This window comes from Porphyromonas gulae DSM 15663, assembly GCF_000378065.1.
In the GTDB taxonomy this organism is placed as follows: Bacteria; Bacteroidota; Bacteroidia; order Bacteroidales; family Porphyromonadaceae; genus Porphyromonas; species Porphyromonas gulae.
In genome coordinates this window covers 39,249-49,352 of the sequence record NZ_KB899165.1, presented here as the reverse complement: position 1 = coordinate 49,352, position 10,104 = coordinate 39,249, and the positions used below count along the sequence as shown (strand labels likewise).

General features: G+C 49.3%; 10 protein-coding genes and 1 pseudogene. 5 read left to right on the top strand and 6 right to left on the bottom strand.

The window, feature by feature from the left end:
- Window positions 1-193, top strand: a pseudogene (locus F452_RS11560) (IS3-like element ISPg5 family transposase); the annotation flags it as partial.
- 142 nt (window positions 194-335) lie between these two features.
- Here the strand turns inward: F452_RS11560 and F452_RS12815 are convergent.
- On the bottom strand, window positions 336-437 hold the full coding sequence (locus F452_RS12815; protein ID WP_235290115.1) for a DUF1661 domain-containing protein: 102 nt from the start codon (window positions 435-437) through the stop codon (window positions 336-338).
- On the opposite strand from F452_RS12815, the gene F452_RS13365 reads away from it, so the two are divergent.
- Window positions 418-510 (top strand): DUF1661 domain-containing protein, encoded by a 93-nt coding sequence (locus F452_RS13365; protein WP_230587851.1) that lies wholly within the window; start codon window positions 418-420, stop codon window positions 508-510. The two genes, F452_RS12815 and F452_RS13365, sit on opposite strands and share 20 nt — an antisense overlap.
- A 253-nt stretch (window positions 511-763) precedes the next feature.
- Here the strand turns inward: F452_RS13365 and F452_RS11550 are convergent, their stop codons facing one another.
- Genes F452_RS11550 through purN form a run of 4 tightly spaced genes read right to left on the bottom strand, consistent with a single transcriptional unit; the run spans window position 764 to window position 4,276 of the window.
- Entirely contained in the window at window positions 764-1,087 is a 324-nt protein-coding gene (locus F452_RS11550) for a hypothetical protein (protein ID WP_026292278.1), read from the bottom strand.
- Window positions 1,088-1,091: 4 nt separating this feature from the next.
- Entirely contained in the window at window positions 1,092-2,633 is a 1,542-nt protein-coding gene (locus F452_RS0106880; protein ID WP_018965484.1) for a YifB family Mg chelatase-like AAA ATPase, read from the bottom strand.
- Between the two features lie 24 nt (window positions 2,634-2,657).
- The gene (locus tag F452_RS0106875) at window positions 2,658-3,698 is read right to left on the bottom strand and encodes a TlpA family protein disulfide reductase (protein WP_018965483.1); all 1,041 of its coding nucleotides are present in this window, start codon (window positions 3,696-3,698) and stop codon (window positions 2,658-2,660) included.
- Window positions 3,695-4,276, bottom strand: a complete 582-nt coding sequence (purN, locus tag F452_RS0106870) for a phosphoribosylglycinamide formyltransferase (protein WP_018965482.1) — start codon at window positions 4,274-4,276, stop codon at window positions 3,695-3,697. Before purN ends, F452_RS0106875 begins: the two co-directional genes overlap by 4 nt.
- Before the next feature lie 169 nt (window positions 4,277-4,445).
- Between purN and F452_RS0106865 the strand changes: the two genes are divergently transcribed.
- The 3 genes from F452_RS0106865 to rnc are packed head-to-tail and all read left to right on the top strand — an operon-like array spanning window position 4,446 to window position 6,746.
- The gene (locus F452_RS0106865; protein ID WP_004584733.1) at window positions 4,446-4,682 is read left to right on the top strand and encodes an acyl carrier protein; all 237 of its coding nucleotides are present in this window, start codon (window positions 4,446-4,448) and stop codon (window positions 4,680-4,682) included.
- 10 nt (window positions 4,683-4,692) lie between these two features.
- A complete protein-coding gene (gene fabF, locus F452_RS0106860; RefSeq protein ID WP_018965481.1) occupies window positions 4,693-5,949 on the top strand; it encodes a beta-ketoacyl-ACP synthase II in 1,257 nt (418 codons plus the stop codon).
- A 20-nt stretch (window positions 5,950-5,969) separates the two neighbouring features.
- A complete protein-coding gene (gene rnc, locus F452_RS0106855) occupies window positions 5,970-6,746 on the top strand; it encodes a ribonuclease III (protein WP_230587852.1) in 777 nt (258 codons plus the stop codon).
- A 132-nt stretch (window positions 6,747-6,878) separates the two neighbouring features.
- Here rnc and secDF read toward each other — a convergent pair whose 3' ends face one another.
- Window positions 6,879-9,824 carry a protein translocase subunit SecDF gene (gene secDF / locus F452_RS0106850; RefSeq protein ID WP_026292276.1) on the bottom strand — a complete coding sequence of 982 codons (2,946 nt, stop codon included), beginning with the start codon at window positions 9,822-9,824 and terminating at the stop codon, window positions 6,879-6,881.
- Between the last annotated feature and the right edge of the window lie 280 nt (window positions 9,825-10,104).

The following is a 10,104-nucleotide window of genomic DNA, read 5'->3' as shown; positions in this document are numbered from 1 at the left end:
AGCCGTGCGCATGTACAACGAGGCGCGTCCACATCAAGCTCTAAGGGCGAAAACGCCTATGCAAGTCATTACACCGGAGTCTGAAAATCCCTTACTGGCAAGGATCGAACATTGGCCGGAGATTGCCCCCGAGCTATACCGAAGAATGAATGTCAGACAAAAAGCTAACTTTGCTCGTGTCAACCGAAATTAGACCTAAGGGTAAGGGCTGTCAACCTAAAGTAGAATTATAGAAAGAACCAGTAAACCAATTGTAGAACGATCCCGCCCAACTGTCAACTTTTTTCAGTACACGTCAGTGTCATTTAGGGGTTGCCATTCCAATCATCCCAAACTTACCTTTTCGAGAACACGAGCGAAAAATATCCCGATTGCGGTTCGTGATTTCTGAGAAAGTGGCGCGAGATTTTTTTCGTTGTGGCGCGTAAATTTTTCACTTCCCGAACCGGAACGAATAAGTTTACGCGCCACGTTTTTTCGACCGATGTTCTGCGTTTTTTCGGTCTGTGACGTGTAACATCGTCAAGTCTGTCCCAAAGTATGCCACCTCGAATATCTTATTTGCCGACAACATCATTATGGCCAACAACGAACACTGTCAATCGCTTCTTGATATTCTTCAAACAGTGAAGTCCCGTTCCTTCGATTAACTTTCCGGCAAACGTCAGTCGATGAGAGTTTCATTACTGTGAAACTACTCTTGGCCGACTATAGACGGGAAAATTAGGAGAAAGGGTACACTTGTCCCTCCTCGTTCGATCCACTAACGCAGGAGATGGGCAGGAGAGGAGGCTGTAGGAAAGTGGTAGAGATGCACGGGAGCGGTCTGTAGCAAGTGGAGCCGACTTTGCATTTCAGGAAGTGTGATACTTTGTGTATCAGCAGGGAGGTGAGGCGACAGATCAGCCGGACAGAGCAGAAGACTCCCCGACAGAAAAACAACGGCCTCGGATTCATGAGAAAAAGAACTTAACTCCCAGCATCCGGATGCAGCATCAAACCGGAGAAAAGGGTAAGGGTAGCTCGTTTCGCCGATAATCAGGCGATGGGCGGCGAATGAGGGCAGGCGTGTGTGTGGGCTTTCCATTGTCTCAAGCCTTACCCCAGTTTTCTCGGTCGAGATTGCGGTAGCCGATGGCTTCTGCTATGTGTTCGCCACCCACATCTTCGCTGCCTGCCAGATCGGCAATGGTGCGTGCCACTTTCAAGATACGGCCATAGGCACGAGCGGAGAGGTCGAAGCGTTCCATAGCGGTCCTCAATCGTTGAAGTCCCTTTTCGTCGGGCAGTGCATAGCGGTTCATCAATTTGTCGTCCATCTGGGCATTGCAATGGACACCGGAGTAGTCGGCGAATCGTTTGCTTTGGATTTCGCGTGCTGCCACCACTCGCTGACGGATTTTCTCACTGCTTTCGGCCGGCCGGCTGTCGGATATTTTCTCAAAAGGAACGGGTGTAATCTCTACCTGTATATCGATCCGGTCCAAAAGAGGCCCCGATATGCGGCTGAGATACTTCTCCACCTGTCCGGGTGCACAGGAGCAAGCGCGTGTGGGATGGTTGTAGTAGCCACAAGGACAGGGATTCATAGCAGCTACGAGCATGAATCCGGCAGGATAGTCCACGGTCATTCTGGCTCTCGAAACGGTGATCCGCCGATCTTCCAAAGGCTGCCGCATCACCTCGAGAACGGAGCGGTTGAACTCGGCCAGCTCGTCCAAGAAGAGCACGCCATTGTGAGCCAGACTGATCTCTCCGGGCTGTGGATAAGTGCCGCCGCCCACGAGGGCTGCGGAAGAGATGGAATGGTGGGGCGAACGGAAAGGGCGTTGGGTCAGGAGCATAGAATTGACCCCCAACTTACCGGCCACGGAGTATATTTTGGTCGTTTCAAGCGATTCGCCAAGTGTAAACGGAGGAAGGATTCCGGGCATTCGCTTAGCCATCATGGATTTCCCACTGCCGGGACTCCCCACCATGATCAGATTGTGTCCGCCTGCAGCCGCCACTTCGAGGGCGCGCTTCACCTTCTCCTGTCCCTTCACCTCCGAGAAGTCGAAAGACACCTGCTGCTGATGGTCGAAAAATTCCCTGCGGGTATCGACTATAGTGGGCTGTAGTTGATCGCCTCCGTTGAAATGGCTGATCACCTCTGCTATATGCTTCACGCCATAGACATTGAGGTTGTTCACGACGGCTGCTTCGCGTGCATTTTCCGCCGGGAGGATCAGTCCGTCGAATCCTTCGGCTCGTGCTTGGATGGCGATGGGCAAGGCTCCTTTGATCGGACGGAGCGATCCGTCCAGCGAAAGCTCGCCCATAATCATATAGCGCGGCAGGGAGTCTGCTCCGATAATGCCATCTGCAGCCATGAGTGCAATGGCAAGGGGCAGGTCGTAGGCAGTACCTTCTTTTTTGATATCGGCCGGACTGAGATTGATCGTAATGCTCTTTTGGGGAAAGGCGATATTCAGGCAGTCGTATGTGGAGCGGATTCTATCCAGACTCTCACGAACTGCTGCATCGGGGAGTCCTACCATGCTGAGATAGCAACCTCGGGTGATATTGACTTCGACGGTAACGGTAAGAGCATCTATGCTGTGCAGAGCAGCGGCAAAGGTCTTTACTAACATAAATACGGGGAAAGTGCGTGCGAACTATGGGAGACTGTGACCGGCATGGCGGCTGCGGATGTATCCGGCAGTGTCGATATGGACAGTATATGGGAGGCTGTCTATGCCGTATCGTTCAAGAAGTGTCGATACCTGCCCGACACTGTCCGACACGACGCGCCCCGGCATGGCCAATCCTGCGGTCAGCTTTCGGAGCGATGAGTCCGGCGCAAAAAGTGTGAGGGTCAGGACTTCCGGCTTTTTCATTCCTGTTTTATTTTTCCAGGCTTTCAGGCATGCGACAGTAGCGGAGTCCGGCTTATTAGCAAAGTGCAAAAGGACATCTTGCCCCTTGTACCAGGAAAGCGTAAAGGATCGCTGATCGATATCCTTGACAAGGAAGTCCGGTGCCAAACGGCCGATTGCATACGACTCGTTCTTTCTAAGGACGGAATCAAGAGGTGCGGGGAGCCGGTGCATCGAAATACCGGAGCGACGAACGAATGCCGCATCGAAGAGATCGTATTCCTCCACCAATCTGTTTATACCGGGGGCATCGGAATGGGAGAGATAGAAGCGGAGGGCTTTGAGTCGCAGATCTGCGAAGGCTTCTGCCTTGGAGGGAAAGTCGGTCGTTCGGAGATGATCCTGATAGCTGCGGATCTCATCATCCGCTGTTTGCATGAACTCATTCAGTGTAGCATGGGTGCTTCCTCCTTTTATTTTAGGCAGGAGAGGTTGGTCGGCATCAAGCGTGATTGTGAGATCCTCTCCCCTTTCAGGATAAAGCCGTAGCACATTATTGCCTTCGTTGAAATAGAGCAAAATGCGATTAACATCGCCTTTGACTTTGTGTCGGATCCGGGCTTTGGGTGGCGTGACTCGTATTTCTTCTGTGCTAAAGGAGCCTCCTCCTTCCAGTCGAAGGACTAAAACAGAATCGCCACTGCTGAGATTGCTCAGCTTAAGTTTGAGGTGGCAAACATCGGATTCTCTACTGCATGAAAGCGTGAGGAACAGAATAAGCCCTATTACTATATAATATAGTATGCCGGATAGAGTGCGCATGGGGAAGGAGTGTTTCATGATTCTGCCGGAAGCCGGAGCAAGTATTCCTCTATGGCCTCAGGATAGTGTGCATATTCCAGAGCATGGATCCTTTCGGCAAGCGTATCGGGCGTATCTTCCGGAAGAACCGGACAGACAGCCTGACGGAGGATTTTGCCGTGATCATAATGCTCATCGACGAGATGAATGGTGATACCGCTTTCTTTCTCCCCCGCAGCAAGGACGGCTTCGTGCACATGATGGCCGTACATTCCCTTTCCACCGAACTTGGGCAGCAATGCCGGATGGATATTGACGATCCTGTCGGGGAAAGCCTCCAAGTAAGGAGGGGTGATATAACACATGTAGCCGGCCAGAACGATCAGTTCTATTCCCAACTCTTTCAGTAGGGCAATGGGCTTGGTTCCTTCGTGCATTTCTTTCGTAGTAAAGGCATAAGCCGGAATTTTCAGCCGTTCTGCTCGTGCCATTACTCCCGCATCGGAGTGATTACTAAGGATGACAGCCAAGCTTGCCAAACCTCTTTGGGAAAAGAAATGATACAGATTTTCTGCATTTGAGCCATTGCCGGAGGCTAAAACCGCTACTTTTCTCATTTTATTTACTATTTTTGCTGCACACAAAGAGTGCGATTGTGCAGATTTCACGGCGTCAATAATGGAAATAACACAGTATTTTCTGTACCGAATCCGCTAAACGACGCAGAATGAAACACAAAGATAAATAAGAAGATTATTAGTAATAACCATTTTAAAGAACAAGACTATGTCTGAAGTAGAAAAAAAAGTAATCGACCTCGTAGTTGACAAATTGAATGTAGAAGCTTCTGAAGTAACGCGTGAAGCCAGTTTCTCAAACGACCTTGGAGCAGACTCTCTTGATACAGTTGAGTTGATGATGAATTTCGAAAAGGAATTCAACATGTCTATTCCTGACGACCAAGCACAGGAGATCAAGACAGTCGGCGACGCCATCGACTATATCGAAAAAAACCTGAAGTAATAATACTCCGATGGAACTGAAAAGAGTAGTAGTAACAGGGTTAGGCGCCATTACTCCGCTCGGCAACACCGCTCCCGAAACATGGGAAAGCTTAGTGGCAGGCAAGAGTGGAGCCGGACCTATCACGCTCTTTGATGCCTCCAAGTTCAAAACGCAGTTCGCCTGCGAAGTGAAGGGTTTTGATCCTTTGCAACATTTTGACCGCAAGGAGGTGCGTAAGTTAGACCGCTACGCGCAACTTGCACAAGTAGCGGCCGATGAGAGTGTAAAAGACTCCGGCCTCGATTTGGACCAATTGGACAAGAATCGTGTGGGAGTGATCGTTTCTGCCGGAATCGGTGGTCTGACGACTTTCGAGAGTGAAGTGCGCGACTATAATCCGGAGAACGGGCCTCGCTTCAATCCGTTTTTCATCCCCAAGATGATCTCCGATATTGCAGCAGGCCAGATCTCAATCAAATACGGCTTCCATGGCCCGAACTACTCCATCGCATCGGCATGTGCGTCTTCTACCAATGCTCTGATCGATGCTTGTCATCTGATCCGCTTAGGTAAGGCCAATGTAATCATCGCAGGAGGCTCTGAGGCGTCGATTTGCGCTGCCGGAGTGGGAGGTTTCAATGCTATGAACGCTCTCTCCACGCGCAACGATGCTCCGCAAGAGGCCAGTCGTCCCTTCAGCGCCAGCCGCGACGGATTCGTTATGGGCGAAGGAGCTGCATGTATGGTTCTCGAGGAGCTGGAGCATGCTCTTAAGCGTGGTGCCCGTATCTACGCCGAATTGGTGGGAACAGGTCTTTCAGCCGATGCATATCACCTGACGGCAAGTCATCCTGACGGGTTGGGAGCCAAGCTGGTTATGACAAACGCCATCGAAGACGCAGGCCTGAAGCCGGAGGATGTTGACTACGTCAATGTGCACGGTACCTCTACTCCTGTCGGAGACATTTCAGAAGCGAAAGCTATCAAAGATGTCTTCGGAGAGCATGCTTATAAGCTGAACATCAGCTCTACAAAGAGTATGACGGGACACCTTCTTGGAGCTGCCGGTGCCGTAGAGGCTATGGTATGCGTGAAATCCGTACACGAAGATATCGTTCCGCCTACTATCAACCATCAGGACGACGATCAAGATCCGGAAATCGATTATAGCCTGAACTTTACTTTCAACGAAGCACAAAAGCGTCAGGTACGTGTAGCCCTATCCAATACGTTCGGATTCGGAGGACACAATGCCAGCGTTGTATTCAAGAAGTTCGAGAAATAATAGATTGATAGATAACTGCAATGTTGTCTTTGAGTACATACTTATCAAGACTCCCTTGGCGAAAGCCGAGGGGGTCTTTTGTTTTGCTTTCGGATACTCTTGGTTTCAAACCAAGGCAGATTCCTTTATATGAGCTGGCTTTTCGGCATAGCTCATGTAGTTTGATAGATGACGAGGGACACAGGCTGAACAACGAACGTCTGGAGTTTCTCGGCGACTCGGTTCTTGCCACTGCGATCAGTGGTTATCTGTATCGCCAACATCCTCATTGGAATGAAGGAGATATGAGTCAGCGGCGCAGCGCGATTGTCAAAAGACAGATCAACAACATCGTGGCGCAAAAGCTCAGACTGGACCGATTCCTGATCGTTCGCGGCGAAATATCTCAGATGAGTCCTGATATTATGGGCAATACACTGGAAGCCCTTATCGGAGCAATATATATGGACAAAGGATACCAAGCAGCGGAAAAGTTTGTCCTTACACGCTTCATTCCCGTCTTTCATGAATTGGAAGACAGCCTGACGGACACTACTACGAATTACAAATCCCTTCTACTTGAATGGGCACAGAAACACCACTTGAATCTGGAGTTTCGTCTCATTTCCGAACCTAAGCGTGCTCACGGAAATTTCAATTACGCTGTGTTTGTGGATGACCATCGTATCGGTAGCGGAATCGGCATGAATAAAAAAGAAGCTCATCAGAATGCGGCACACGATGCTCTGGAAAAGTTGAAGCGTGCACGCGATTACCGACAGAAAAAGAAATTCTCATCATCTTCAGAGTCGGAATAAAGACACAAAACCCTGTACACAATAGCTTGTGCAGCAGTTTCTTATTGCATTTTCAGAAAAAGAAGCAACCCCAACGACACTCCATTTCGTGTCGTTGGGGTTGTTGCTTTAGAAGTAAGCGAAGCGATCGAATTATTTCTTAGCTGCTTTGTTGAGCTTGCGCTTTTGGATCTCGTAAGCAAGCGGCGTAGCAACAAAGAGCGTAGAGTATGTACCGATAACGATACCGAGAAGGATCGAGAACGTGAAGCTACGCATCGTAGCACCTCCGAAGATGAAGATAACCAACATCACGATGAAGGTGGTCAAAGAGGTATTCAGCGTTCGAGCCAATGTTGAGTTAAGGGCATCGTTGATTACTTGGTAGCGATCTCTGTTAGGGTACAACTTCATCGTTTCACGAATACGGTCAAAGACAACCACGGTGTCATTGAGCGAGTAACCGATGATAGCCAAGATGGCAGCGATAAAGTTCTGATCAATCTCCATCGTGAAAGGAAGAATCTTCCACAGCAACGCATACAGAGCGATAATCGAGAATGTAGTAGAAGCTACAGAAACGAATACCCCGGCAGAGAATGAAATATCACGGAATCGAATCAGAATATAAATTGCCATGAAGATCATCGACAACAACACAGCCCAGATAGCACCTCTCGTGATGTCGCTCGACATGCTGGGGCTTACCTTTTGAGAGCTAACGATGTTGTCCAAGAACTGATCGGCCGCAGGCTCTTGTGCATAGAAGCCTTTCAGACCCTGATACAGTTTGTCTGTAATCTCAACTTCTATCTCTTCGCTTTCTTCCTGAATCTTATAGTTCGTAGATATACGCACCTCTGTTCCATCTGTACCAATCGATGTAACCAAGACTTTCTCTTGCAACGGAGAAGACAAGGCGGAACGGACAGCCTCGGAAGAAACAGGCTGATCGAATTTAACTACATAGTTACGACCTCCCGAGAATTCGATACCCCTGTTGAGACCGATCGTAAAGGAAGCCACAAGACCCAATGCGATGATAACCATCGGGATGATAAAGCCCACCTTACGCTTGCCCAGGATGTTGTATGTCGGATTGACAAGAACGTTGCGAGTAAGACTTGTCGTAAATGTAACCTTATCCAAACGACCTTTTTTCGCCAGTCTCTCGAAAACGATACGAGTCAGGAAGACAGCCGTGATAAAAGAAGCGATAAGACCGATAATCAATGTAGTGGCAAAACCACGAATCGGACCCGTTCCATAGAGGAATAGGATGATACCGGTAATGATAGTCGTAACGTTCGAGTCGAAGATGGCAGAGAAAGCGTTGCCATAACCATCCGTAACGGCACGAATCGGAGTCTTACCGGCACGAAGTTCTTCCTTGATACGTTCGAAGATAAGCACGTTAGCATCCACAGCCATACCAAGCGTCAGCACCAAACCGGCAATACCGGAGAGAGTAAGCACGGCATGGAAAGATGCCAATACCCCCAATGTAAAGAAGCTGTTTACGATCAATGCACCATCAGCAATGAGGCCCGGCAAGAAACCGTAAGCAAGACACATGTAGCACATCAGAATGACCAAAGCAAGGAGGAATGACAAGAATCCGGCTTTGATGGACTCAGCACCGAGCGTAGGACCAATCACGTTTTCCTGCTCGATACTTACAGTAGCATCCATTTTACCGGAGTTGAGTACGTTGGCAAGGTCGCCCGCTTCCTCCACAGTAAAGTTGCCGGAGATCTGAGAGCGACCGCCCGTGATCTCATCGTTCACATTCGGTGCGGAATAAACCACTCCATCCAAAACGATGGCGATAGCGCGGCCTACGTTATCCTTTGTGATACGCGCCCATTTGCGAGCACCTTCCTCGTTCATCGTCATCGAAACGATTGATTCGGAACGACCGAAGTCATTCTGGATGTCACTCTTGGCAGAAGTCACCACTTCACCACCCAAGTCAGGGTCTCCCGTACGATTGGTGCGAATAGCATAGAGCTCATAGAGGTCCGTTTCCTTTTTGGTTTCGGGATCTTCGATTGCTTTAGCACCCCAGAGGAAAAGTACGTCTTCACGCGTAACCTTCAAGTCGTGAGCTTGCTCGAGCATTTCGGAGATCTGAGCCATATTGGCACGACGGGCCACACCCACTACAGCACCACCACGATTCACGGGCGTGAGCAAAGAGAAGAGTACATCTTTACGAGTAGCATCCTTGGCCTCGTCTTGCACTACTGCAGCAGAATCAGCTACAGCTTGTACGGCGGCAGAGTCTGCAGTTGCGGCTACAGAGTCAGTAGCTGCAGGCACCGTTTCGGGTGTAGCGTCTGTGCTGTTCATAGCCAACTCGCTCAGGCGAGCATTAGCAGCGATCAAGTCTCCACTAACCTCGTCGAATTTGTATGTACGCCAGAACTGCAGATTGGCACTGCGCTGCAAAAGAGAGCGAACACGCTCCGGATCTTTCACACCGGGGAGCTCCACCAGGATACGTCCCTGCCCTTCCAATCGCTGCAGATTGGGAGCAACCACACCAAAGGCATCGATACGAGCGCGGAGCACATTGAACGAAGCCTCTACAGCACTGTTATATTTTTCTTTGAGCAGATGCACTACGTCTGCATCCGTAGACTTTGCGGTAATCTGGTCGCGAAGGTCACCCGAACCGAAGATAACGGCCAAGCGTCCGTTGGGGTCGAGCTTGCGATATTCCTTCACGAAAATATCGATGAAGTCGGATTGTTCCGTGCTCTTGGCAGCATTCTCCAGAGCTTTGTTGAAGTTGGGATCCAAACTTTTGTTAGAGAGGTTGCGAAGCAGATCGCTTGCGTTAAGTTTCAAGATAACGTTCATACCCCCCTTTAAGTCAAGGCCAAGACCGATTTGCTGGGCTTGAGCTTCTTTCAGCGTGTAGCCGAACCAGACCTTCTCATTCGACATGGAATCAAGATAGGCCATTCCGGCAACATCGCCCATCGCCTTAGCCTTCTTTTCGTAACGGTTCGTAACGAAAGAGAATGACAGGTAAAACGCACAGATGATGGCCAGAGCCGATGTGATAACAATCACAAATCCTTTGTTTTGCATTTTGTCTGTTACTTATTTTATTGTTAGATTTTTTTCATCTATACAAGCATATTCATAGGGCGCAAAGTTACGTTTTTTTTTACACCATCTCTCACTTTATATATAGAAAATAGCCGACGAATCCGATCATCGGCAGCAAAAACAGTGTCACTTTGCCTCAGTTCGGGCAGTGAACCGGATCCTACAGGATTCCCCTGTCATACCAACCAAGTAGAGCAAAAGAGGCTGTTCGCCAAATGACTCAGCCGAACAATCTCTTCCACACCGAGGATCAGATCGG

Excerpts from the sequence above, each read along its gene's own strand:
- fabF (WP_018965481.1), top strand. The coding sequence starts at position 4,693 with ATGGAACTGAAAAGAGTAGTAGTAACAGGGTTAGGCGCCATTACTCCG.
- F452_RS0106875 (WP_018965483.1), bottom strand. The coding sequence starts at position 3,698 with ATGAAACACTCCTTCCCCATGCGCACTCTATCCGGCATACTATATTAT.
- F452_RS0106880 (WP_018965484.1), bottom strand. The coding sequence starts at position 2,633 with ATGTTAGTAAAGACCTTTGCCGCTGCTCTGCACAGCATAGATGCTCTT.
- secDF (WP_026292276.1), bottom strand. The coding sequence starts at position 9,824 with ATGCAAAACAAAGGATTTGTGATTGTTATCACATCGGCTCTGGCCATC.
- F452_RS0106865 (WP_004584733.1), top strand. The coding sequence starts at position 4,446 with ATGTCTGAAGTAGAAAAAAAAGTAATCGACCTCGTAGTTGACAAATTG.
- F452_RS11550 (WP_026292278.1), bottom strand. The coding sequence starts at position 1,087 with ATGGAAAGCCCACACACACGCCTGCCCTCATTCGCCGCCCATCGCCTG.
- rnc (WP_230587852.1), top strand. The coding sequence starts at position 5,970 with ATGTTGTCTTTGAGTACATACTTATCAAGACTCCCTTGGCGAAAGCCG.
- purN (WP_018965482.1), bottom strand. The coding sequence starts at position 4,276 with ATGAGAAAAGTAGCGGTTTTAGCCTCCGGCAATGGCTCAAATGCAGAA.